Source organism: Agrobacterium vitis, from assembly GCF_013426735.1.
GTDB classification, from domain to species: domain Bacteria; phylum Pseudomonadota; class Alphaproteobacteria; order Rhizobiales; family Rhizobiaceae; genus Allorhizobium; species Allorhizobium vitis_D.
In genome coordinates this window covers 1,374,753-1,398,562 of sequence record NZ_AP023272.1, presented here as the reverse complement: position 1 = coordinate 1,398,562, position 23,810 = coordinate 1,374,753, and the positions used below count along the sequence as shown (strand labels likewise).

General features: G+C 57.4%; 22 protein-coding genes. 9 read left to right on the top strand and 13 right to left on the bottom strand.

Annotated features, from left to right (window positions below; all coding sequences use genetic code 11):
- Positions 1-103 precede the first annotated feature (103 nt).
- The 6 genes from H1Y61_RS06290 to urtA form a co-directional block, all read right to left on the bottom strand.
- Complete coding sequence (locus tag H1Y61_RS06290; RefSeq protein WP_180574046.1) at positions 104-1,465, bottom strand: CE1 family esterase; 1,362 nt, start codon at positions 1,463-1,465, stop codon at positions 104-106.
- A 201-nt stretch (positions 1,466-1,666) separates the two neighbouring features.
- Positions 1,667-2,362 carry an urea ABC transporter ATP-binding subunit UrtE gene (gene urtE / locus H1Y61_RS06285; RefSeq protein WP_015916914.1) on the bottom strand — a complete coding sequence of 232 codons (696 nt, stop codon included), beginning with the start codon at positions 2,360-2,362 and terminating at the stop codon, positions 1,667-1,669.
- Between the two features lie 10 nt (positions 2,363-2,372).
- Positions 2,373-3,128 carry an urea ABC transporter ATP-binding protein UrtD gene (gene urtD / locus H1Y61_RS06280; protein ID WP_180574045.1) on the bottom strand — a complete coding sequence of 252 codons (756 nt, stop codon included), beginning with the start codon at positions 3,126-3,128 and terminating at the stop codon, positions 2,373-2,375.
- Between the two features lie 3 nt (positions 3,129-3,131).
- Positions 3,132-4,292 carry an urea ABC transporter permease subunit UrtC gene (urtC, locus tag H1Y61_RS06275; protein ID WP_180574044.1) on the bottom strand — a complete coding sequence of 387 codons (1,161 nt, stop codon included), beginning with the start codon at positions 4,290-4,292 and terminating at the stop codon, positions 3,132-3,134.
- Complete coding sequence (gene urtB, locus H1Y61_RS06270; protein ID WP_409363960.1) at positions 4,289-5,917, bottom strand: urea ABC transporter permease subunit UrtB; 1,629 nt, start codon at positions 5,915-5,917, stop codon at positions 4,289-4,291. Before urtB ends, urtC begins: the two co-directional genes overlap by 4 nt.
- A gap of 86 nt (positions 5,918-6,003) precedes the next feature.
- The gene (urtA, locus tag H1Y61_RS06265; RefSeq protein WP_180574043.1) at positions 6,004-7,293 is read right to left on the bottom strand and encodes an urea ABC transporter substrate-binding protein; all 1,290 of its coding nucleotides are present in this window, start codon (positions 7,291-7,293) and stop codon (positions 6,004-6,006) included.
- 283 nt (positions 7,294-7,576) lie between these two features.
- Here urtA and H1Y61_RS06260 point away from each other — a divergent pair, with 283 nt between their 5' ends.
- Positions 7,577-8,158 carry a biliverdin-producing heme oxygenase gene (locus H1Y61_RS06260; RefSeq protein WP_180574042.1) on the top strand — a complete coding sequence of 194 codons (582 nt, stop codon included), beginning with the start codon at positions 7,577-7,579 and terminating at the stop codon, positions 8,156-8,158.
- Positions 8,136-10,694, top strand: a complete 2,559-nt coding sequence (locus H1Y61_RS06255) for an HWE histidine kinase domain-containing protein (RefSeq protein ID WP_180574041.1) — start codon at positions 8,136-8,138, stop codon at positions 10,692-10,694. The genes H1Y61_RS06260 and H1Y61_RS06255 overlap by 23 nt, the downstream gene beginning before the upstream one ends.
- Before the next feature lie 94 nt (positions 10,695-10,788).
- On the opposite strand, the gene H1Y61_RS06250 is transcribed toward H1Y61_RS06255, so the two are convergent.
- Positions 10,789-11,619: an ornithine lipid ester-linked acyl 2-hydroxylase OlsC gene (locus tag H1Y61_RS06250; protein WP_087728935.1), complete on the bottom strand. Its 831-nt coding sequence runs from the start codon at positions 11,617-11,619 to the stop codon at positions 10,789-10,791.
- 297 nt (positions 11,620-11,916) lie between these two features.
- On the opposite strand from H1Y61_RS06250, the gene H1Y61_RS06245 reads away from it, so the two are divergent.
- From H1Y61_RS06245 to H1Y61_RS06225, 5 genes are all read left to right on the top strand, one after another.
- On the top strand, positions 11,917-15,294 hold the full coding sequence (locus H1Y61_RS06245) for a hybrid sensor histidine kinase/response regulator (RefSeq protein WP_180574040.1): 3,378 nt from the start codon (positions 11,917-11,919) through the stop codon (positions 15,292-15,294).
- Positions 15,295-15,444: 150 nt separating this feature from the next.
- On the top strand, positions 15,445-16,383 hold the full coding sequence (locus tag H1Y61_RS06240) for a response regulator (RefSeq protein ID WP_180574039.1): 939 nt from the start codon (positions 15,445-15,447) through the stop codon (positions 16,381-16,383).
- 61 nt (positions 16,384-16,444) lie between these two features.
- Positions 16,445-16,729: a hypothetical protein gene (locus tag H1Y61_RS06235; protein WP_180574038.1), complete on the top strand. Its 285-nt coding sequence runs from the start codon at positions 16,445-16,447 to the stop codon at positions 16,727-16,729.
- Positions 16,730-16,741: 12 nt separating this feature from the next.
- Entirely contained in the window at positions 16,742-17,359 is a 618-nt protein-coding gene (locus H1Y61_RS06230; RefSeq protein WP_174111543.1) for a hypothetical protein, read from the top strand.
- A 90-nt stretch (positions 17,360-17,449) separates the two neighbouring features.
- A complete protein-coding gene (locus H1Y61_RS06225) occupies positions 17,450-17,983 on the top strand; it encodes an AAA family ATPase (protein ID WP_180574037.1) in 534 nt (177 codons plus the stop codon).
- Between the two features lie 309 nt (positions 17,984-18,292).
- Here the strand turns inward: H1Y61_RS06225 and H1Y61_RS06220 are convergent, their stop codons facing one another.
- The 3 genes from H1Y61_RS06220 to H1Y61_RS06210 all read right to left on the bottom strand — a co-directional run bounded on the left by H1Y61_RS06220 (position 18,293) and on the right by H1Y61_RS06210 (position 19,773).
- Positions 18,293-18,778, bottom strand: coding sequence for a protein kinase (locus H1Y61_RS06220; RefSeq protein WP_180574036.1), 486 nt, complete (start codon positions 18,776-18,778; stop codon positions 18,293-18,295).
- A gap of 405 nt (positions 18,779-19,183) precedes the next feature.
- Positions 19,184-19,516: a type II toxin-antitoxin system PemK/MazF family toxin gene (locus tag H1Y61_RS06215; RefSeq protein ID WP_180574035.1), complete on the bottom strand. Its 333-nt coding sequence runs from the start codon at positions 19,514-19,516 to the stop codon at positions 19,184-19,186.
- Positions 19,516-19,773 (bottom strand): AbrB/MazE/SpoVT family DNA-binding domain-containing protein, encoded by a 258-nt coding sequence (locus tag H1Y61_RS06210; protein ID WP_180574034.1) that lies wholly within the window; start codon positions 19,771-19,773, stop codon positions 19,516-19,518. The genes H1Y61_RS06215 and H1Y61_RS06210 overlap by 1 nt, the downstream gene beginning before the upstream one ends.
- Positions 19,774-19,971: 198 nt before the next feature.
- On the opposite strand from H1Y61_RS06210, the gene H1Y61_RS06205 reads away from it, so the two are divergent.
- Both H1Y61_RS06205 and H1Y61_RS06200 read left to right on the top strand, forming a co-directional pair.
- Complete coding sequence (locus tag H1Y61_RS06205) at positions 19,972-21,087, top strand: DUF262 domain-containing protein (protein WP_180574033.1); 1,116 nt, start codon at positions 19,972-19,974, stop codon at positions 21,085-21,087.
- Positions 21,071-21,559, top strand: a complete 489-nt coding sequence (locus tag H1Y61_RS06200; protein WP_180574032.1) for a hypothetical protein — start codon at positions 21,071-21,073, stop codon at positions 21,557-21,559. Before H1Y61_RS06205 ends, H1Y61_RS06200 begins: the two co-directional genes overlap by 17 nt.
- 99 nt (positions 21,560-21,658) lie before the next feature.
- Here H1Y61_RS06200 and minE read toward each other — a convergent pair whose 3' ends face one another.
- The 3 genes from minE to minC form a co-directional block, all read right to left on the bottom strand.
- Positions 21,659-21,919, bottom strand: coding sequence for a cell division topological specificity factor MinE (gene minE, locus H1Y61_RS06195; protein WP_060718144.1), 261 nt, complete (start codon positions 21,917-21,919; stop codon positions 21,659-21,661).
- A complete protein-coding gene (gene minD, locus H1Y61_RS06190) occupies positions 21,916-22,731 on the bottom strand; it encodes a septum site-determining protein MinD (protein ID WP_015916930.1) in 816 nt (271 codons plus the stop codon). The genes minE and minD overlap by 4 nt, the downstream gene beginning before the upstream one ends.
- A 132-nt stretch (positions 22,732-22,863) precedes the next feature.
- Entirely contained in the window at positions 22,864-23,664 is an 801-nt protein-coding gene (minC, locus tag H1Y61_RS06185; protein WP_180574031.1) for a septum site-determining protein MinC, read from the bottom strand.
- Between the last annotated feature and the right edge of the window lie 146 nt (positions 23,665-23,810).

The following is a 23,810-nucleotide window of genomic DNA, read 5'->3' as shown; positions in this document are numbered from 1 at the left end:
AAAATGAAAAAATCTGGCACATGCTGGATGCGCAGACAAGTGTCTGTCAGGGTCAGATTGAACCTGACAGACAGAACCTAAGGCATCTGTCTGGATCAGAGCACTACAGCGCGTCCGCCGACATCGGGCTTTCCACCGCCTGCGGCTTGACCTTGGCCTTCATTGTCACCGAGCAGGCAGGGTTTACAGAGGCCGTTGCGCCAGCAGCCGGTTTTGCGCCATCGGCACAGGCATTTTTGGCGATATTGTCGGCGATCAGACGGCCATCGCCACTGTCGAAGAAAGCCCACATCCGCTTGGCCGCATACATGTCTTCCTGGCTCTTGCCATCGACGCTCTTGCCATCAACGGCCTTTGCCTTGGAATTGGCAGCAGCCAGTGAGAAGCCGATAGTCTGCGCGGGCCAGTCATGCGTCTGGTCGGCAATCGTATAGGACAGGATGCGGGCACCGCCCTTGCAGCGCTCGAATTCCGCCGAGGAAATTTTCGTCCCCTTGACGATCTTGCGTTCGCCCTGGCAGCCATCCAGCTCGGCCCAGCGATTGAGTGCCGCTTCGCCACCATATTGCCAATAGGGCCTGCCGCCGCCCGCATAGGGATTGGTATTGTCCTTCAGCCCCCAGAAGGCGATGATCGACACCGGACGGCCCGGACGGCAGCTTTGCGGATCGGGCAGCCATTTTCCCTGATCGGGGCCAACGCCCTGGCGCGGCGTCCCGGCCCGCAGGCTCATGACGAAACCGGCAGCCGAGAAATCGGTATTACCGTTGCAGATATATTGCGACAGCATCCGCCCGCCCCCCGAATAGCCGGATGCGTAGATCCGGTCGGGATCGACACAGAACTTGGCCTTGACCAGCGCCACGGTGTCGCTGAGATAAGCGGCATCATCCGGCCCTTTGGCTTCGGTTACTGTAGAGACAGATGCGCCTGGCGACACAGATGCACTTGCCGCGGTCGGGCTTGTCAGGCTCGCGTTGGTTACAGTCCCATTTGAAACTGTGGCATTTGGCGAAACTGTCGCATTCGGTACGGTCACGCCGGGTACGGGGACCACGCCCGGCACATTCCAGGCATGGGTGCCTTCCGCCTTGCCATTCAGCCCGCCCTGCGGAGCAATGACGATGAAGCCGTTTTCCCGTGCCACGTCGGACCATTGGCTACGACCCAGCTGATCGCGGGGAAAGCTGTTGGACCCGTGCAGATCGAACACCACAGGCACCTTGGCCTTGCCGGTATAGCCTTGGGGAATGTAGGCGACCGCCGTACGCTCAATGCCACCGGACGTGAATGTCAGGTCCTGTAACCCGGCCCGGACGGTCACGCCGCAGCCGCCCGCCGCGTAAGCAAGACCACCCGGCACCATCATGGCAACGCCGAGTGTGAACAGGCACAACAAAGTCTGGGCAGATGTGCGCGCGAAAAAACCCGGCCGCCGCAGGCCAGTCAGTTCATCGAATGTCATGAGGTCGCCTTGTTATTAGCACTCGCCGGAAAATACCACATGTTCCGCAGGCTTCAACTGAAACCTGATGACAAATGATCAAGGCTGACATGCGTCAAACACAAAGCGTGAATATACTATGAATATAACCGATAATTTCACATTAAAAACAAGAGATTACGCTCCAAACTCGGACACCGCATCCCATGCCTGAATGCGACATTAGACCGTAAGATGCCGGCGGGCCTCGACCGTATCCAGCGTTTCGGCGCCACCTTCATGGACGATTTCGCCCCGATCCATGATGTAGACATGGTCGGCCAGCTCCCGGCAGAAGTCGAGATATTGCTCGACCAGCAGGATCGCCATACCGGTTGAATCCCGCAAGTAGCGGATCGCCCGGCCGATATCCTTGATAATCGATGGCTGGATGCCCTCGGTCGGCTCGTCCAGCACCAGGATTTTCGGGCGGGTTACCATGGCCCGGCCAATCGCCAATTGCTGCTGCTGGCCACCGGACAGATCACCGCCGCGCCGCGACAACATGGTCTGCAAAATAGGAAACAGCGCGAAAATATCGTCCGGGATCGTCCGATCCTTGCGCTTCAGCGGCGCAAAGCCGGTTTCCAGATTTTCCTTAACCGATAACAGCGGAAAGATCTCGCGCCCCTGCGGCACATAGCCGACCCCGTGCCGCGCCCGATTGAATGGCGCCATGCCGTTCAACACCGTGCCTTCAAAGGCAATCGTGCCGCCGGACACCGGATGCTGGCCGGTCACGGCGCGCAAAAGCGAGCTTTTACCCACCCCGTTGCGACCCAGCACGCAGGTAATCTTGCCCATCGGCGCGGTGATATTCACGCCGCGCAGCGCCTGGGCGGCACCATAGTGAAGATTGAGATTTTCAACTGTCAGCATCTTCTTACCCTCACCGCCCCAGATAATTTTCGATCACCCGCGGATCGCTTGAGATGAAGTCGATCGAGCCTTCGGCCAGCACCGAGCCTTCGGCCAGGCATGTCACCTTGACGCCGAGATCGCGGATGAAGCCCATATCGTGTTCCACCACCACCACCGAGCGGGTCTTGGAAATTTCGCGCAGCAGAATGGCGGTCTCGGCGGTTTCGGCATCGGTCATGCCCGCCACCGGCTCATCGACCAGCAGCAGTTTCGGCTCCTGCGCCAGCAACATACCAATTTCCAACCATTGCTTCTGGCCGTGGGACAGGTTGGCAGCGAGATCGTTTTTGCGGGCGGTGAGCCGGACGGTTTCGAGAATGGTGTCGATCCGCTCGCGGTCCTTGGGCGTCAGCCGGTAGAACAGCGTTGAAAACACCCCGCGCGGCTTGTTCAGCGCCAGTTCCAGATTGTCCCAGACCGTATGGCTTTCAAACACCGTCGGCTTTTGGAATTTGCGGCCAATGCCGAGCTGGGCGATGTCGGCCTCGTCACGCTTGGTGAGATCCACCTTGCCGCCGTCGAAAAACACCTCGCCGCTATCGGGCCTTGTCTTGCCGGTGATGATGTCCATCATCGTCGTCTTGCCCGCGCCATTCGGGCCGATAATGGCGCGCAGCTCGCCCGGCTCGACCACGAAGGACAGGGAGTTCAAGGCCCGGAACCCGTCGAAGGAGACGCTGACCCCGTTGAGATAGAGGAGGCTGTTGGTGGTCTTTTCGGACATAACTTACTCCGCCGCCTGAGGGTTGCCATGAGAGGTTCTGGACGCTTCGGCTTCCGCCGCAGCCTTGTCCTGCCTGCGCCGGAGTAGGCTTTGGGTGACTGTGCCGACAATGCCCTTGGGCAGGAACAGCGTGACGGCCACAAACAGCCCACCCAGCGCAAACAGCCAGGCATTGGGAAACAGGCCGGTAAAGATCGTCTTGCCGCCATTGACCAGCACCGCGCCAATGATCGGGCCGATCAGCGTGGCGCGCCCGCCGACGGCGGTCCAGATCACCACCTCGATGGAATTGGCCGGTGAAAACTCACCGGGATTGATGATGCCGACCTGCGGCACATAGAGCGCGCCCGCCACGCCCGCCATCATCGCCGAGACCACGAAGGCAAACAGCTTCATGTTTTCCACCCGGTAGCCCAGAAAGCGGGTGCGGCTTTCGGCATCGCGGATGCCGACCAGCACCTTGCCGTATTTGGAGCGAACGATGGCCGAGACCAGCAGCAGCGAGCCTGCCAGAAACAGTGCCGAGAGCGAAAACAGCGCCGCACGGGTGCCATCCGCCTGGATGTTGAAACCGAGGATGTCCTTGAAGTCAGTCAGGCCATTATTGCCGCCAAAACCCATGTCGTTGCGGAAGAAGGCCAGCAGCAGCGCATAGGTCATCGCTTGGGTGATGATCGACAGATAGACGCCGTTGACCCGCGAACGAAATGCAAACCAGCCGAATACGAAAGCAAGCAGGCCTGGCGCGACCAGCACCATCAGGGCGGCAAACCAGAACATGTCGAAGCCGTGCCAGAACCAGGGCAGTTCCTTCCAGTTCAAAAACACCATGAAGTCGGGCAGGATAGGATCACCATAGGTGCCACGCGGGCCGATCTGGCGCATCAGATACATGCCCATCGCATAGCCGCCGAGCGCGAAGAACGCCCCGTGACCGAGCGAAAGAATGCCGCAAAAGCCCCAGACCAGATCGAGCGCCAAGGCCAGCATGGCATAGGTCAGGTATTTGCCAAACAGCGCCACCAGATAGGTCGGCATATGCAGCGCGCTGTCGGGCGCGGTGGCAAGACTGAGGATCGGCACCAGAATGGCGAGCGCGATGAGAATGGCGATGGCGACGAGGATCTTGGCGTCCAGCGAGCGCAGAAGAAATGCCGTGATCATGCTTCCACCGCCCTTCCCTTGAGTGCGAAGAGACCGCGAGGCCGCTTCTGGATGAACAGGATGATGAGAACCAGAACCAGGATCTTGCCCAGCACTGCACCGGCATAGGGCTCAAGGAACTTGTTGAGAATGCCGAGAGAGAACGCGCCCACCAGCGTCCCCCAGAGATTGCCGACTCCGCCGAACACCACGACCATGAAACTGTCGATAATGTAGGTCTGGCCGAGATTGGGCGACACATTGTCGATCTGGGACAGCGCCACGCCCGCCATGCCGGCAATGCCCGACCCTAAGGCAAACGTGAAGGCATCCACCCAGGGCGTGCGAATACCCATCGAAGAGGCCATCCGGCGGTTTTGCGTCACGGCGCGCATCTGCAAGCCAAAGGTGGAGCGCTTCAACAGCATCAGCAGCGCGAAGAAGACCGACAGCGAAAACACCAATATCCACAGCCGGTTCCAGGTGATGGTCAAGCCACCAAGCCCAAACGAGCCGGACATCCAGGATGGATTGGCAACCTCCTGATTGGTGGGGCCAAACAGCGTGCGCACCAATTGCTGCAACATCAGCGAAATGCCCCAGGTGGCCAGCAGGGTTTCCAGTGGACGGCCATAGAGAAAGCGGATGACGCAGCGTTCGATCACCAACCCGAAGATGCCGGTGACGGCGAAGGCGACCGGCAGGGCAATGGCCAGCGACCAGTCAAACAGCTCAGGCGCGTTCGCCCTTATCGCCTGCTGGACAATGAAAGTTGAATAGGCACCGAGCATGACCATTTCGCCATGCGCCATATTGATAATGCCCATGACCCCGAAGGTGATGGCAAGGCCAATGGCCGCCAGCAGCAACACCGAGCCGAGCGAGATGCCATAGGTGATGTTCTGCGCGGTATTCCACAGCGCCACATCGCTCTGGATCTTGGCGATGGCCGCATCGATATCACCCTTCAGGGCCGGATCGACGGTCGCAGCAGCATTACCGAGAATGGAAATCGCATCCTGGCCGCCCACAGCGCGAATGAGTGCAATGGCGGCGCGTTTTTCCTCCAGCGTATGATTGGAGGTGATGACCGAGACAGCACGGGCCTGGGCCAGCAGCGTTTTCACCGCGCCATCCTGCTCCTTGGCAAGGGCGGTGTCGAGCAATTCGAGATTGTCTTCTGAGGGCGCCTTCAACAGCGCATCGGCAGCGGCAAGCCGCACCGTGCGGTCAGGACTGAGCAGGGTCAGCCCGCCTTGTGCGGCGCGGATGGCGCGGCGCAACCCGTTATTGATCTTGATCTTCACCAGCCCGCCCTTGGCTTCCTTGCCGACCTCGGCACCGGTCAGCGGATCGATCAGCGTCAGCTGGCTGCCGGCGGGCTTGGCGATGAACACATTGCCATCGGCCTTGCGCAGATAGAGATCGCCACCGCTTAGGCCTTCCAGGGTCGGAACCACTTTGAGATCGCCAGTGCGTCCGAGATCGCCGACGATCTTTTCGGCATCGGTGAAATTGGCAGTCCCCAGCGCCTTGATCAGGCTAGCGGGGTCTTCCTCGGCGCGGGCCGAAAGGGTCAAGGCCAGCATCAGCAACAGCCCGGCAGCCAGCACATGCGACAGATGGTTCAAACAGGATCGTATCATACCGGCCCCTCTTGCGATTGCTCCCGACAAGGGAGAAAAAGCTGCGGATGCTTTGCGCACCCGCAGCAAGTTTCAGGCTGGGAAGATTAAGAGCCCTTGCCGCCGCACTTGCCGGACTTGACGTTGAAATTACCGCAGTTCATCGGCAGGCGCCAATCGGCGATCAGGTCCTTGCTGTCGGGGAGGAAATCCGACCATTCGTCGCCCACCACTTCCGGTGTCTGGGAGACGATGTCGAACTGGCCATTTTCCTGGACTTCGCCAATCAGCACCGGCTTGGTGATGTAATGGCTCGGCATCATCGTGGCGTAGCCGCCGGTGAGGTTGGGCACGGAAACGCCAACCAGCGCATCGATGACCTTGTCGGGTTCAGCCGAGCCTGCCTTTTCGACGGCCTTCACCCACATGTTAAAGCCGATATAGGCGGCTTCCATCGGGTCGTTGGTGACGCGCTTGTCGTTCTTGGTGAAGGCATGCCAGGTCTTGATGAATTCGGCATTCACCGGCGTATCGACGGACTGGAAGTAGTTCCAGGCGGCGAGATGGCCAACCAGCGGCTTGGTGTCGATACCAGCCAGTTCTTCTTCACCGACCGAGAAGGCCATGACCGGAATGTCTTCAGCCTTGACGCCCTGGTTGCCGAGTTCCTTGTAGAACGGCACGTTGGCATCGCCATTGACGGTCGAGATAACAGCAGCCTTCTTGCCGGCCGAGCCGAATTTCTTGATGGCGGCGACTTCGGTCTGCCAGTCGGAGAAGCCGAACGGCGTGTAGTTGACCAGGATGTCTTCCCTCTTCACGCCCTTGGACAGAAGATAGGCTTCGAGGATCTTGTTGGTCGTGCGCGGATAGACATAGTCGGTGCCCTCAAGCACCCAGCGCTGCACGCCTTCGTTCTCCATCAGGTAATCGACAGCGGGAATGGCCTGCTGGTTGGGAGCGGCACCGGTGTAGAAGACGTTGCGTTCGCTTTCTTCACCCTCGAACTGCACGGGGTAGAACAGCACCGAATCCAGTTCCTTGAAGACCGGCAGAACCGATTTACGCGACACCGAGGTCCAGCATCCGAACACGGCGGAAACCTTGTCCTTGGAAATCAGCTCGCGGGCCTTTTCGGCAAACAGCGGCCAGTTGGAGGCCGGATCGACGACAACGGGCTCCAGCTTCTTGCCGAGAACCCCACCCTTCTTGTTCTGCTCGTCGATGAGCATCAACATGGCGTCCTTCAGCGTCGTTTCCGAAATCGCCATCGTGCCGGAGAGTGAGTGCAGAATGCCGACCTTGATCGTATCTTCAGCGGCAAACGCACCGTGGAAGGCGGTAGTGGACAGCATGGCGCCGACAAGTGCGCTCGCCAGTTTGGACTTGAAGTTCATTTCAGGTTCCCCTCTTTTTGAATTCTGGAGTGAGGGGACTATCGGCTGCTGCGCTGCAAAATCGTATACGTCAATTGACGTAGGTCACAGGCTAAGGCAGCGCTGTCCCCCACAAAAATAGGGGATTAGCCGTCTAAAATTGCCGCCATGGGTTTATGATACTTGATTTCTAGAGAATTTGAACCTTATTACCTGACAAGGATCTCATGGAGAGCATCCTCATAAACCGCTCATATAAGCAGATGCATGGTGGAGCGGCGGCAATCTGTTTCGAAAGTCATTCATGCCTTTTTCACCCCGGCGACGGCTTCTGAAGGAAGCGACCGCCGATGCTCATGCCGAACTCGATGCAGTGATCGGCGATTTTTCCTCTCCTGCCGCCTACCGCGCTTATTTGCTCGGAATGGCCCGTTTTCGGCTGCCATTGGAAGAGATGATTGCCCAACAGACCCCGCGGGCACCCTTTGTCAGTTGGCCGGGCACCTGGAAGCCTGTCATGATCGGCAACGGGCTGCGGGCCGACCTGAAGACGCTTGATCTGGAAGACGACTGTTGCCAGGCATCTGTTCCCCAGCCACAAAAGACCGAAGACTGGCTGGGCCTATTCTATGTGCTGGAAGGCTCCGCGCTTGGCGCAAAGCTTCTGGCAAAACGAGCCGCCCTGCTTGGTTACGGTCCCACTCATGGCGGGGCGCATCTTTTTGCCCAGGCTGGGAACTTTTCGAGCTGGCCGACGTTTTTACATCTTATGGAGGAACTGCGGGATCTCGATGAAGGGAAGCTCGTGGCCTTTGCCAATGCAACCTTTGCTTATGCCTACGCTGCCTTCGAAAGCCCCATGCATGCCTGCTACGCAGACCGTTGATCTCACCAATTGCGACCGCGAACCGATCCATATTCCCGGCAGTATCCAGCCGCATGGTTGCCTGCTGGCCTGCGATGCGGAAATGGCCGTTGTTCTGCGCCATTCCGCCAATGCCGGAGAGATGCTCGGCGTCAAAGGCACGGTGAATGGTGAACAGGTGCATGTGCTTTTAGGTGACGACGCCACCCATGACATGCGCAATGCTCTGGCGACGGCACCTGAAGCCTCACGCCCCGCCCTGCTTCCCAATCTGCGCCTCAGTTGCGGCCAGGTTTTCAACGTGAGTGTCCACCGCCAGCGCGCCACTGTGATCATTGAACTGGAACCAGCCAAGAGCGAACGCGATCCTTTGCAGCTGGCGCGGGAAATGATCGGGCGGATCAAGGACATCGACCATATCGACAAGCTGATCCGCACCTCCGCCAGGCTGGTGCGAGCGGTGCTCGGCTATGACCGGGTGATGATCTACCGCTTCGACAATGATGGCTCCGGCAAGGTGGTGAGCGAGGCCAAGTCGATGGAGCTGGAAAGCTTCCTTGGCCAATATTTCCCGGCATCCGACATTCCACAGCAGGCCCGCAAGCTCTATATGCAAAATTCCATCCGGGTGATTTCCGATGCAAGCGGCCACAAGGTGGCAATCGAGCCGGAACTGGATGCCTCCGGTGAGCCGCTTGACCTGTCCTTTGCACATTTGCGCAGCGTTTCGCCCATTCATCTGGAATATCTGCGCAATATGGGGGTCGGCGCGTCGATGTCGATCTCGATCCTGTTGAATGGCGAACTTTGGGGCCTGATCGCCTGTCATCATTACCGCGCAAAGACCCTATCCATGGCGCAGCGGGTCGCCGCCGAATTGTTTGGCGAGTTTTTCTCCCTGACACTGCTTGCCCTGAAGCAGAAACACAAGCTTGACCTGGCCACTGGCACACGCCAATCGCTGGACCGCTTTCTGCACCTTGCCTCCCACCACGAAAATCTTGAGGCGCTGTTTGGCGAATGCCTGCCGGAATTCAGCAGCCTCGTGCCCTGCGATGGTGCGGGCCTTTGGATGAACGGAACCTGGACGGCCATTGGCACCTGTCCGCCGCCTGCCGAAATCGAACCGCTGATACGCTTCGTCAACAGCATTGCAGACGGACAGACCTGGGCCAGTCACGCCTTGTCCCAATTTCTGCCCAGAGCCGAAAGCTATTATGAGACGGTGTCCGGCGCTATGGTCGTGCCGCTCTCGGAAATTCCCCGAGATTACCTGTTGTTTTTCCGCAAGGAACGGCTGCAAACCCTCAATTGGGCTGGCAATCCCGATAAATCTTATGAGATCGGGCCGCTGGGCGACCGGCTGACACCCCGCAAAAGCTTCGCCATCTGGAAGGAAGCCGTCACAAAGCAATCGGACCATTGGAGCGAAAACGACAGGGAGGTCGCGGAAGCCATTCGCGCCGTCACCGTCAAGGTGGTGCTCCGGCATAACGAATTGATGCAGGAAGAGCGCAACAAGGCCGACATCCGTCAACGCGTACTGAATGAGGAATTGAACCACCGGGTCAAGAATATTCTGGCGGTGATCAAGTCACTGATCGGCGTTCCGACCCGGCCGGAACATCAGCTGAGGGATTATGTCACCTCGCTGAAGGGCCGCGTCCACGCCCTGTCCCATGCCCATGACCAGGTGATCCGCGGCAGCGGCAGCGGCCAGTTGAGCGAACTGCTACAGGCCGAGCTTGGCCCCTACCGCACTGAGGGTACTGCCATCGCGCTTGGTGGCCCGATGGTGGTCCTCGACAGCCGCGCCTATGCCGTCACGGCCCTGGTTGTCCACGAGCTTGCGACCAATGCGGCGAAATACGGAGCACTTTCGCGCACCGGTGGCACGCTTGACTTGACTTGGCGCTGGACGGGAGAGGGAGATTGTGAAATTCTGTGGACGGAAAGCGGCGGGCCAACGGTGACCGCGCCGACACGCCGGGGCTTTGGCTCCGCCTTGATAGACCGTAGCATTCCCTATGATCTCGGTGGTAAGAGCACCGTGAATTATAACCCACACGGCCTGAACGCGTATCTTTTGCTTCCTGCCCGTTTCCTGTCCGGTTCCGGACACGAGCCGGAAACCACACACGCCCCGCCCCCGGAGACAGAGACCAGATCCATGGCCAATATCGACAAAACCCTGCCGATCCTGCTGGTTGAAGACCAGATGCTGATTGCGATGGATGCCGAAATGATGCTGGGCGATGCCGGCTTTACCACTGTCATGACAGCAGGTTCCGTGCCGGAAGCCCTGGCGCAAATCAAGGTCACAGCCCCTGCCGTGGCCGTGCTCGACATCAACCTTGGTAATCATACCTCCGTGCCGGTGGCCCAGGAGCTGCACCAGCGGGGGATTCCCTTTCTGTTTGCCACCGGCTATGCCGAGCGGTCGATCATTCCGGAAGCCTTCGGCGACGTCACGATCATCAACAAGCCCTATGATGGAGAGGCGCTGGCCGATGCGGTGCTGAGCCTGTTGCGCCAACCGGACGCCACCACCAGCTAAAAATAGAGAGAAGCGAAAGCCTGTCTGGTTCAATCAGAACCTGAAAGGCTTTCGCGGATATCCCGAAATATCGTGCGTATCGAAACGATGCCGGTCAGCCAGCCGTGCTGTTGCGCAGCTTTTCCGCCTCGGCGTAGAATTTCTTTTCCCACTCATTGTGGTTGTCGAGCCCCTCGCGGATGAAGGGCGTGAAGATCGCCATGTTCATCAGCGCCCAATTCACCAGCCGGGCCGGGAATTTCAGCGGTTTGGCGAAATCGACGAACAGCACGACGCGGGTCTTGTCGGTGTGGTTCCAGGCTTCGTGCTCGTAGGCATCGTCGAAGATCAGCACCTTGCCCTCTTCCCAGTGGCAGATCTGATCCTTGACGCGGATGGCAATCTGGTCGCGCGGTTCCGGCACGATCATCCCCAAATGCAGGCGCAGCACGCCATTATAAGGGCCGCGATGGGCGGGCAGATGCTTGCCGGGTTCGAAAATCGAAAACATCACCGTGGTCAGGCCGGGAATGGCCTGCATGGCTTTCCAGGTTTGCGGGCAGGCCTTGATATTGGCCTCGGACTTCACGCCGAAACCAAGCAGGAAGAAGGTCTTCCAGCGATTATCCGTGGAAATCGTCTTCACATCGGTGGAAATATCCTGAAAGCTCGGCAGTTCACTCTGGCGCAGCAGGATCTGGTCCAGCTCGGCGCGAATGGCCGGATAGGCCTTTTCCACCTCCGCCACCCAGGGAAAGGTGGCATTGTCATAGACCGGCGGATTGCCAAGCTTGGCATATTTGAAATTCAGCTTTTCCGCCCAGGCGACGATACCCATAAAAAACCGGGTAATGCGGCTTGGCCGGTCCATAGGCTGAATGCCTGATGTGCCGAAGGTCTGTTCATTGTCCACACCGGTCGAAGGCTGAGAGGCTGGCATATCCATCGGTATCACTTTCTGATGCAACAATTCCGTATCGCGATGCCGATCACACCGGCGCAGGCGTTAAAAAACCCAAACGCCCGAAAAATGGAAAAATAGAGGCAAACCGGATTTCGTCCAGCCGCCACAACCCTGTCACCCCGCATCTTCTCGAAGCACTGTCACAATTCCAGTTTCCTACGCAATGGAAAAACAGCAGGAAGCGGCGCGAACATCGTCAAGCGCCCTTGCAAAACCCCCGGCTTGCCGTGACAGTATCCATCCATCCTGTTTCCCATCAGAAAGCGCCAGAATACCGGCATGGCCGCACGCCAACGCATCATTCCCGTCCGACGCCAATATAACCGCTGGGTGGCCGACCAGACGCTGGAAGATTATGCGCTGCGCTTTACCGCCAAAAGTGCACGCCGGTTTTCCTCCAGCCGGATTTCCCAGACTGCCATCGGCGCGATCTCCTTTCTGGCGCTGGAAGCGATTGGCGGCACCATCACGCTGTCCTACGGCACCACCAATGCGTTTTTCGCCATTCTGGTCGCCGCCGTCCTGATGCTGCTGGTTGGCCTGCCGATCAGCCGTTATGCGATCCGCGAAGGCGTCGATATCGATCTTCTGACAAGAGGTGCTGGCTTCGGCTATATCGGCTCGACGCTGACCTCGCTGATCTATGCCAGCTTCACCTTCATGCTGTTTGCCATCGAAGCCTCGATCATGACCGGGGCCTTGGCGCTGGCCTTCGGCATTCCACCCTCGATCGGCTACATTATTTCAGCGGTGGTTGTCATTCCGCTGGTCACCTACGGCATCCAACTGATCTCGAAATTCCAGCTCATCACCCAGCCGATCTGGATCGTGCTGAATATCGCGCCCTTCGTGTTCATCGCCTTTCAGGACTGGGAAAAATTCGACCTCTGGCGCGCCTTTGCAGGCATTCACCAGTCCAATGCCGGAACGCAGAACATTGCGCCGTTTCACCTCGCCGATTTTGGCGCCGCCTCCGCCGTCATCCTGGCGTTGATGCCACAGATTGGTGAGCAGGTGGATTTTCTGCGCTTTTTGCCGCCGGAGGGTGGGCGCAAGCTGCATCACCGTTTCATGGTGTTTCTGGCCGGTGCCGGCTGGGTGGTGCTGGGCGTGCCAAAGCTTTTGGCTGGTTCCTTCCTCGCAGTGCTGACGCTCTCGACCGGTGTCAGCCTGAGCGAGGCCGCCGATCCCGCCCATATGTATCTGGCCGCCTTCGGCTACATCCTGCCCAATCAGACGCTGGCCATGCTGCTGATGGTCGCCTTCGTGGTGGTGTCGCAGTTGAAGATCAACGTGATGAACGCCTATGCGGGGTCGCTGGCCTGGTCGAATTTCTTCTCCCGCCTCACCCACAGCCATCCAGGCAGGGTGGTCTGGCTGGTGTTCAATGTCGGCATCGCGCTGCTGTTGATGGAGCTTGGCATTTACCGGCTTTTGGAAGCCACCCTCGGGATCTTCTCAATCATCGCAATGGCCTGGCTGTGCACCATCTCCGCCGATCTGTTCATTAACAAACGCCTGGGCCTTGCGCCACCGGGCATTGAGTTCAAGCGTGCCCATCTCTATGACATCAACCCGGTCGGCTGCGGCACGCTGCTGATTTCGGCTGGCCTGGCGCTGGCGGCGCATTTCGGCCTGTTCGGGCCGTTAATGGCCTCGCTTTCGACCTTCGTGACGCTGGTCGCCTTTCTGATTTCGCCGCTGATCGCCTGGGGAACCAAGGGCAAATTCTATCTGGCCCGCAAGCCGCGCCATGCCTGGAAAACCCTTGGCCATATCACCTGTTCGATCTGCGAACATCCGTTCGAGCCTGAAGATATGGCCTGGTGTCCCGCCTATGCCGCGCCGATCTGTTCGCTGTGCTGCTCGCTGGATAGCCGCTGCCATGACATGTGTAAACCGAAGGCCCGGCTGAACACGCAAGTGGGCACCGTTGCCCGCACTGTGCTGCCCAGCACGGTGATTGAAAAGCTGACGACCCGGCTTGGCCGCTATGCGATGACCAGCATCGGGGCGATTTCGCTGGTGGGCGCGATCTTAGCGCTGATTGCCCATCAGGTCTCCGCCGCCTCGCCAGAGACCGAAGTGGTGGTCAATGCGACGGTGCTGATCGTGTTCTTCGTGTTTTCGGTGATTGCCGGCATCGCCACGTGGTTCTACGTGCTGGCCCATGACAGCCGGTTGGTGGCGGAAGAAGAATCCTACCGCCAGAACAGCCTGCTGTTGAAGGAAATCGCCGCGCATCGCAAAACCGATGCCGCGCTTCAGACCGCCAAGGAAACGGCAGAAGCCGCCAACCGTGCCAAGAGCCGCTATGTGGTGGGCCTCAGCCATGAATTGCGCACCCCGCTCAACGCTGTGATGGGCTATGCGCAATTGCTGGAGCAGGACGATACCATTCCGGCTCCGCGCCAATCCGCCATCCGGGTGATCCGCCGCTCCGCCGACCATCTCTCCGGGCTGATCGACGGGCTGCTGGACATTTCCAAGATCGAGGCCGGACGGCTGCAAGTGTTTTCCGCCGAGCTGAATATCCATGATTTCCTCGACCAGATTATAGATATGCTGCGCCCGCAGGCAGAGGCCAAGGGCCTGACTTTCACGCACACCCGCGCCAAGAACCTGCCGCAATATGTGCGCGCCGACGAGAAACGGCTGCGCCAGATTCTCGTCAACCTTCTGTCCAACGCCATCAAATTCACCGATGAAGGCACGGTCACATTCGATATCGCCTATCGCAGCCAGGTCGCCAGCTTCACCGTGACCGATACCGGGCGCGGCATTGCGCAGAAAGACCTGAGCCGGATCTATGAACCCTTCCAGCGCGGCGAGGCCGACACGATCCGCCCGATGCCGGGGCTTGGGCTGGGCCTGACCATCACCAAGCTGCTGACCAATACGCTGGGCGGCGAAATTGCGGTGGAGAGCGAAACGGACAAAGGCACGACCTTCCGGGTACGGTTGATGCTGTCTTCCGTTGACCGGCCCAGCACCGCGCCCAAGGCGGAACGCAAAATCCTTTCCTATGACGGCCCGCGCCGCACCATCGTCGTTGTCGATGACAATGAGGACCACCGCGAACTGATGCGCGAGGCGCTGGCACCCCTGGACTTCATCGTGCTGACCGCCACCGGCGGGCCAGATTGTCTGGCGCTGATCGAAGGTGTCAAACCCGACCTGTTTCTGGTCGATATTTCCATGCCCGGTATGAATGGCTGGCAATTGGTCGAGCGGCTGCGCGATGCGGGCCAGAGCGCGCCGATCCTGATGCTGTCGGCCAATATCGGCGATGGCGCGGTGCGCGAACCCGGCTCCGGCGGCCATAACGACGCTATCGCGAAGCCCGTGGACGTGAAAATGCTGCGCGACAAGCTGGCCCGCCACCTGAAACTGCGTTGGCTCTATGCCGAAGACATGGCCCCGCCCGCCCCCGCCTTGCCCGCAGGCACGCCGCGCGATCCCGGCCTTGCCCACCGCGAGGACCTGTGCAAACTGGCCGAGATCGGCTATATCAGGGGCTTGGAAAACAAATTGCAGGAACTGGCCAAGACACCGGATATGCTGCCCTTCACCGAGGAGTTGCGTCCCTTCGTGCAGGCTTTCGACATGGCCGGGCTGATCGCCTGTCTTGATCGCTATCAGGAGGGCGCGGCATGAGCGTGCAGAGGCCATCGCCCAACCGCCAATCCATTGCCGGTCTTGCGCCGAGACATCCACCAGCCGATCTCCCCACCCGATGGGGAGAAGAGGAGTGCCGCCGCCCTCCCGCCCGCTTTCTTTTTCTCCGCCCCTTGGACATCACAGACCATGGCTGAACCGACCTCCCCCCGCGACATCATCCTCCTTGTCGATGACAGCCCGGAAGCGCTGGGTTTTCTAACCGATGCGCTGGAACAGTCAGGCTTTTCCGTGCTGATCGCCACGTCAGGCCAAGGGGCGCTGGGCATTGTCGAGCGGATCAGCCCGGACCTGATCCTGCTGGATGCTGTGATGCCCGGCATGGATGGGTTCGAGACCTGCCGCCAAATCAAGGCCAATCCGGCGGTGGCGCAGGTGCCGGTGATTTTCATGACCGGTCTTAGCGAAACCGAACATGTGGTGCATGCGTTGGAGGTCGGCGGCGTCGATTACCTGACCAAGCCGATCAATATCGATGAGCTGCGCGCCCGTATCCGTGTACATCTCGCCAATGCCCGGTCCGCCCAAAGCGCTCGTGTCGCGCTGGATGCCGCAGGTCGCCACCTGCTGGCCCTGCGCGCCGATGGCAGCCTGCTGTGGTCCACTCCGCAGGCCAGCCGCCTGATTACCACCGCCACCGGACGTGAAGACGGGATGGATACCGTGATCACGGCCATCGGCGACTGGATGCAGGCCCGTGCAGCCTCAACACCTGCCGCAAGCCCCGCCTCCCGCGAGGCCGCCCTGACCTTGCCGCTCGAAAACCATCCTGCCCTGCAAATCGCCTATCTCGGCGCCATGGCCGCCGACGAATACCTGTTCCGCCTCAGCGCTGCCAACCCGCACCGCGAAGACGAACGCCTGCGCCAGGCCTTCGGCCTGACCCAGCGCGAATCCGAAGTCCTTCTCTGGATCGCCCGCGGCAAGCCCAACCGCGACATCGGCGAAATCCTCGGCCTCGCCGCTCGCACGGTGAACAAGCATCTGGAGCAGATTTATGTGAAGCTTGGCGTGGAGAACCGGGCGTCAGCGGCGGTAAAGGCGGCGGCGGTGTTGCGGGTGGAGTGAGAAGATATTTTCCAGCCATATTGATTGATTTTTACGAGAACTTTCGTATATTGAAGACGAGATGGATTTTAAGGATGTCAAGTATTCAGTCATCAAAGCACTGAAGGAGGGTACGTATCAGCACGAGGCCCGTGGCACCATTGAGGTCAAGAATGCCTTGATGACCGGCGACATCTCGCGCGAAGACCTGATCAAGATCATCGAGCGATGCAATGGTACCCACCATCAACGTTCTCAACACCACAGGGTCAGCACCGTTGAAGTCCATATTTTCAGGCGGGATGACTGGTATATAAAATTCTATTTTCTTGACCCCGACACACTATTCATCAGTGTCCATAAATAAGAGGAGGTGCTCATGAAGTTTTGGTATGCAGGAGATAAGAGCAAGGCACTCTGTGACACGTGCGGGAAGCTGGTGTCTACCACGTTCAACTATCACGACGTGCCGTTTGAAAGCGGCAGCGAAGTGGCAAAACAAATCATGGCGGCAACCTGCGACGAATGCCACACCGTTGTGGCAATCCCGCCGCAGTCAACACCTGCTATCCAGAGTGCGCGCGACAGCACAACGGTATCTCTGGAATTCATCCTTGATGCGCCCTTCCTCGACATGCTCGACGCTGCCGCCTATAGAATTGATCCTTATGCGGGTGTCCTGCTGCGTAAAAAACTGATCGCCTACTTCGTGCACCGATCTCTCAGTGATGACTCACGGATTGAGCAGCTTCGCAGAAACGCGCATGTTCATCGTGCGGAATGGAAAAGCTGGCACAATGCTCCAAGAAAACGGCTTTCGATGAAAGTAACGCCGCGTGCGAGCAACGAGATTAACGAACTCATCAAAAGAAGCGCGTTGAATAAAACAGCGTTGGTAAAATCCATCGTTATGGATATACGGTCTGAAATTATTGAGCCGGACGAACCGCACCTTATGCCAGAACTGCGCCGTATGGTTGCGACCATTGCCGCGTAAAGGCTGCGGCGGTGTTGCGGGTGGAGTGAGGTAGGCCTCGGCTTTTGTCGCTTACCCCCTCTATCGCCAACAACACCCAAAAGACACACCATGAACCGTTTCGTCATCCTCTCCGGCTGCTCTGGCGGCGGCAAGTCCACTTTGCTCTCAGCCTTGGCTGCAAAAGGCTTTGCCACCATAGAAGAACCCGGCCGACGCATTGTGGCGGCAGAACAGGCTGGAGATGGCGCCGCCCTGCCCTGGATCGACCTGGCCGCCTTCGCCCACCGTGCCATTGCCATGGCGCTGGAAGACCGGGAACGAGCGGCATCCCTCCCCGGCTGGGTGTTCTTCGACCGCAGCCTGATCGACGCCGCCGCCGCGCTGAAAGCTGCGACGGCCGATGAGACACAATTGAACGCGCTCAAGCAGCAGCACCGCTACCACGCCCACGTTTTTCTCACCCCGCCTTGGCCGGACATTTACCAGCAAGATGCGGAGCGTCAGCATGATCTGGCTGCGGCAGAGGAAGAATATCAGCGTCTGCTCGAAGTCTATCCGGCGCTGGGATATGAGGTGATTGTGTTGCCAAAGGTGAGCGTTGTGGAGCGCGTGGAATTTATCTTGGCAATGCTTGCAGGCTGATGGGGCCGCTGAACCTGACAAACGCGAGAGTACTGGGCTGAAAGGTTAGAACCGGTTTTCGCTGCCAACCAAGATCCTTTTCTCCCAGCTGGACTTATACCAAGTCTCTGACATGCTGACAAACCCCGCATTTTTCCTCGACGTCATGCTCGGCCTTGTGCCGGGCATCTAACCACGTTAATTTAATCCAATAATGTCAGCGCCTTATTCAACAACAGCAGACCCTCGGGACAGGCCCGAGGGTGACGAAATGCCGAGATCGGGGCCTGTCAACAAACTACGAAGAGTCATGTTCAATGAGTCTTCGTATTATTCTTTCGCCTCCGGATTGGTGCTGTGGACATTTCGCTGGCTGGCGAGGAACTCTCGTCCGCGCCGAAGGGCAACCTGCGGATCGGACCCACGGTGATATTCCTCAAGGATGATCTGGGTGATCTGTTGCCGGATCTCGGCTTTGCCCAGGTCGGCCGCGGAACGCTCTTGGGGATTGAGCGCCCGGCGGGCATCCTCCAGCCGGTGTTGAAGATTGGTGGCGGCGTCGAGCAGCATATGGTCCATCGTGTCGCCCGGCTCCGGCATCTCCTCCGGTCTCGGTTGGAACTGCTGCGGTGGCGAAACATGGTAGACCCCGGAATGGACTGGACCATCTTCCCGGATCTTCTGCCTGTAGCGCAGCATCAGCGCCAGCACGGTCGCCACAAAAACCGGCGGCACAACGATAACAAGAGCTTTCACCCAGTCAGATGTCGATTGCCACGTATCAAAAAGATCAGCCCAGACATTATAATCCGCCATTGTCCACTCCTCCCACGCTGGAAAACGAGCGATCACCAGAGAACTGTCTCTGGTGATCGGGGAGTTCGTAAGCCGGTAAAAAAACGACCGCCCCGACCTTTAAGCCGAAGCTCTGGACATGCGCCGAGGCCTCCCCGACCATAGAGAATGGTAGAGAGCGAACCGTATAGACACGGTTCACCGCCTCAGCCACAAACCTATGGCTGAGGGGTGTCTTTTTAACGATCGACACTGACCGTTTTTACCGGGGTTACGACGCCCCAAGACCGGTTCGTTACAACCGATCTCACCCTTGTCTTAGCGCATAACGAGTGGGGAGGAAAAGAGGGGATTGGTGAGATTTTGAAAGGGGAAATTGGCGGCGTTGTGCGTGGCGTTTACCCCCCTGGCTTGCCAGCCATCACCTCACCCAAGAATCGTTGCCAGCCGTGCCAACACCTCATCGACAATCTCGCTTGGCACCGATTCCAGCTTTTTGCCCCTTCGCGCGGCCAAATCAAGCGCACGCGGCTGATCACAGCGCACGACGCCCGTGGTGCGTAAACCAACCCCGCTCAACGACACAGCAAAACCAGCCGTCCTTGCAAAATTGCCGCCGCTGGAGATGGGCAGAACCACAGGTGTTTTGGTCAATCGATTAAACGCGCCGGGCGAGATAATCAGCACCGGACGTGTTCCCTGTTGTTCATGACCGGATGTGGGATCAAGCGACACCAACCAGATATCGCCACGCTCCATTACATCAACTCTCCACCGACAGGCCCGCCATCAAGCCACTCCCGATCATCGGCAGAGACTTCCGCCGACCCATCGCACTGAGACAGCAATTCCTCCAGCGTATAACGAGGCCGCGCCTGCGGCTCGATCACCAATCGACCATTATCCACCGCCATGGCCACCGTTGCCCCCGCACTAAGATGCAAAACATCCAACAGCGCAGGCGGAACAGCCACCATCACCGAACCACCGACTTTGCGCAGATTAGCTTTATGCATGAGGGAAACTCCAATTTGTTATATTTTAATATAACATGGCCATTATTACTTTTCAACGTTGATCGACGCGGACTTTGAGCACATCACTCTTGGTAAGGCGAGGACGAACATAACCGCGTCCGTCAAGATACAAGTAGGAATGCCCTTGCGCGCTCCGCGTGCAATGCTAAAAGGGAATCCATGTGAAGGAGCTTTAGCATGTCTACTGATAAAGAAATAGAACAGAGCATAATTGAAGAGCTTGAAGATATACAAAACGTAGATGATACAGTTGAACCAGAGGATGAAAGCTCGTCTGGAAACTTATACTCAATTTCTTCCTACGGTGTAGATCACAACGTTGAGGGATTGGTTAAAAGAATTAGTAACGAACAATATTATATTCCGCCGTTTCAACGTAAATACGTCTGGAGCCAGAACGATGCATCAAGATTTATAGAGTCTCTACTTCTTGGTCTCCCCGTTCCCGGCCTATTTCTCTACAAAGAGCAAGAAAGCCCCAAGCATTTAGTCATTGACGGGCAGCAGCGACTAAAATCCCTTCAAAAATTTTATACGGGAACATTTGGCGAGAAGAAGTTCCGTCTTACAGGATTGAAATCAAGGTGGAATGATCTTTCATATGAAGAGCTGACTGAAGATGACAAGCTTCGACTTGATGATGCGATCATTCATGCAACTATATTTAAGCAAGATACTCCAACTGATAGCATGGATAGCGTTTACGAAGTTTTCGAACGCATAAATACAGGAGGCATGAAGCTATCTCCTCAAGAGATAAGAACGTGCGTGGCTCACGGCCAATTCAATTCTCTTTTGTTTGAACTAAATGAAGATATAAACTGGCGCTCCGTATTTGGAGTAAAAAGCATGAGACTCAAAGATGTCGAAATGGTATTGCGCTTTTTATCGTTCTACGAGAATCGGGAAAATTATCAGCGCCCTATGAAGGCGTTCTTAACAAATTTTATGAGTAAAAATAAAAACATATCATCAGAACGGAGTGATATATTCAAAGATATCTGGGTTAACTTGAATAAGCTTACTGTTGTTAGCTTGGGGCCGAAGCCATTCCGTCCCGGTGGTCGGGCGTTGAACGCCGCTTTTTGGGACTGCTTCATGGTCGCAGCCGCTAAAGAAATGAAACAACATTCTGAATCTGACTTCATTAAACTTTTGAAATCGGCTTATGACTTATTAGTCAAAAATGAGGAGTTCTTGAAATCAATCTCAAGCAGCACTGCTGACGATGAAAATATAAAAACCCGCTTTCGTATAGCATCTGAGGCATTTAACAATGGCAATTCATCCTGATGTTCGAGCTGATTTTGACCGACTAAAAAACCAGATAAAAGCGGTGAAAAACCTACCAGAAACAGCCTCGGGTGATGCCACCAGCATGTTATATGAGTATTTATGTGTCGCGATAACTGGCCGTCTAGAGCAAAACTTGAAAACTATACTGATTACATACTCAGATCAACAATCCAAAAAAACGATGAGTGGTGCCGTTTCTAAGCTATGTCAATCATTCCAAAATCCTGACAGAGGAAAAATCATCGAACTTGTATCGTATTTCGATAAGGATTTTTCAAAACACTTGGAAACTGAGTGGGAAAGTGAAGGCTCTGTGGGCCATACAATATCAGATATGGTAGGCATTAGGAAAAAGATCGCACACCAAACCACAAACGCAAGAACCGCAACTCGCACCAAGGTAGAAAATTTTTATTCAACTTATGTGGCTGCGGTTACAGCCATTAGTAATCACTTTTTAAAACACTAATTATGATAAAGAATAATATTTCAGCCGCAAAGCTCTCACTCTGCGGCTGAAAAATCTCATATCTGCTTCAGGCAAGCGACCCCAGCCAGCCCTACCCCATCAAGCCGCCAGCGCTTGGGCATCCCGTGGAATTTCCACGTCGATCTCCAAGATCGACACATGCTCATCGCGGTCCACCTTGATGCGCACCTTGTCCGCATCGACCTGGACGTGTTTGGAAATCACGGCCAGGATTTCCTCGCGCAGGATGGCGACGAGGTCGGAGCCTTGGGCGGCGCGTTCGTGGGCGAGCAGGACTTGCAGCCGTTCCCGCGCCATCGGCGCGGAGGTTGGCTTGCGGAACAGGTTGAAGATGCTCATGCGGCCCTCCGTGCGAAAATCTTGCCGAACAGGCCGCGCTTTTCCTCGGGCATGGAGACCGGAATTTCTTCACCAGCCAGACGGCGGGCGGCTTCGAAATAGGCCTGGGCGGGAAGGCTCTTGGCATCGGCCAGCGTGACCGGCGCACCGATATTGGAGGCTTTCAGCACGTCCATGCTTTCCGGGATGATACCGAGCAGCGGGATGGAGAGGATTTCCAAGACGTCCTCGACCTTCAGCATATCGCCGCGCTGGGCGCGGACGGCGTCGTAGCGGGTCAGCAGCAGGTGCTTTTCCATCCGCTCGCCGCGCTCGGCCTTCAGGGTCTTTGAATCCAGCAGGCCGATGATCCGGTCCGAATCGCGCACCGAAGACACTTCTGGATTGGTGACGACAACAGCGACATCGGCGTGGCGCATGGCCAGCGTCGCACCGCGTTCAATCCCGGCCGGGCTATCGCAGATCACCCAGTCAAAATGCTTTTTCAGTTCGGTAATCACCCATTCCACGCCTTCCGGCGTCAGATTGTCCTTGTCGCGGGTCTGCGAAGCCGGCAGCAGGTACAGCGTATCGACCCGCTTGTCGCGGATCAGCGCCTGCGGCAGCTTGGCATCGCCCTGGATGACATTGACGAGATCGTAGACCACCCGGCGCTCGGCGCCCATGACCAGATCGAGATTGCGCAGACCGACATCAAAATCGATCACGACAACCTTGTCGCCGCGCTGGGCAAGTGCCGCACCAAGGGCAGCCGTGGACGTCGTCTTGCCGACGCCGCCCTTGCCTGATGTCACAACGATGACCTTCCCCATTTCATTCTCCTGTCTTTCGCCGCACGCGGCACAAGCTTCGGGTCGCGCTGGACCAAATTTCCAGCGTATTAAACGTCAACTTTAACCAGCGGAGTCGGCGTCAAGCTGACTTGCCCGCGGTTCAAACCAGCATCAGGCCATTTTTTCAGCCTTGATGACATCGTCTTCCAGCCAAAGCTGGACGGGCTTGCCCAGCAATTCCGGCGGCATGTCCTCGGCCATCTTGTAGATCCCGTCGATGGCCAGCAGTTCGGCCTCCATCTTGCGACAGAAAATCCGCGCCGATGCATTGCCAACCGATCCTGCCATCGCCCGACCCCGCAGGGCGCCGTAGATATGAATCGACCCACCGGCAATGATTTCGGCGCCTGAGGCAACCGAACCGATCACAGTCACATCGCCTTCGGTGAAAATCACCGATTGCCCGGAACGTACCGGTTCACGCAGCAGCAAAGATTGCACCACGGAGCGGGCCTGCGGCGCGGTAATCACCGCCTGGGGAGAGTCAGTCTCCCCAATCTCGTCACTCTTGCCGGAGGCTTTGGCGGCTTTGCCAGTCTTTTTCTTCTCGTCGGTTGGTGGTGATTCAGGCTCGGCCTTCGGCACGTCCACATCGGACACCGGACGGCCACCCTTCAGGATCGGCGGCATGCCGCGTTCCACCATCGAAGGACGCGCGCCTTCCAGGCCCATAATGCTGACATTGCGGCTGGACAGCTCGGCTATCAGGGCCTTCAGATCATCCCGGCTGATTGCCAGTTCCGCCACATCGAGAACCACTGGACGGCCAAGGAAGAATCCAGCCGAGCGCGAGGCCAGATCGTCCAGCCTTTCCAGCCAGTTATCGACTGGCAGGTCCGGCGACAGTACCACCGCCAGAAACGAACGGCCTTTAATGCGGATTGAGCGGGGTTCTGTTAGCACTTCAGTCATCTTTATGAACAAATCGTTGACTTGGTTTACGGCTGATTTGGTTAACAAAAGGTTAACGCGGCTCTTCAATCCGTTAAGACAAACGATATTGATGATGCTAATTGGCTATAATATTCAAATCGTTAGAAAATTAATTTTGCGGTTGC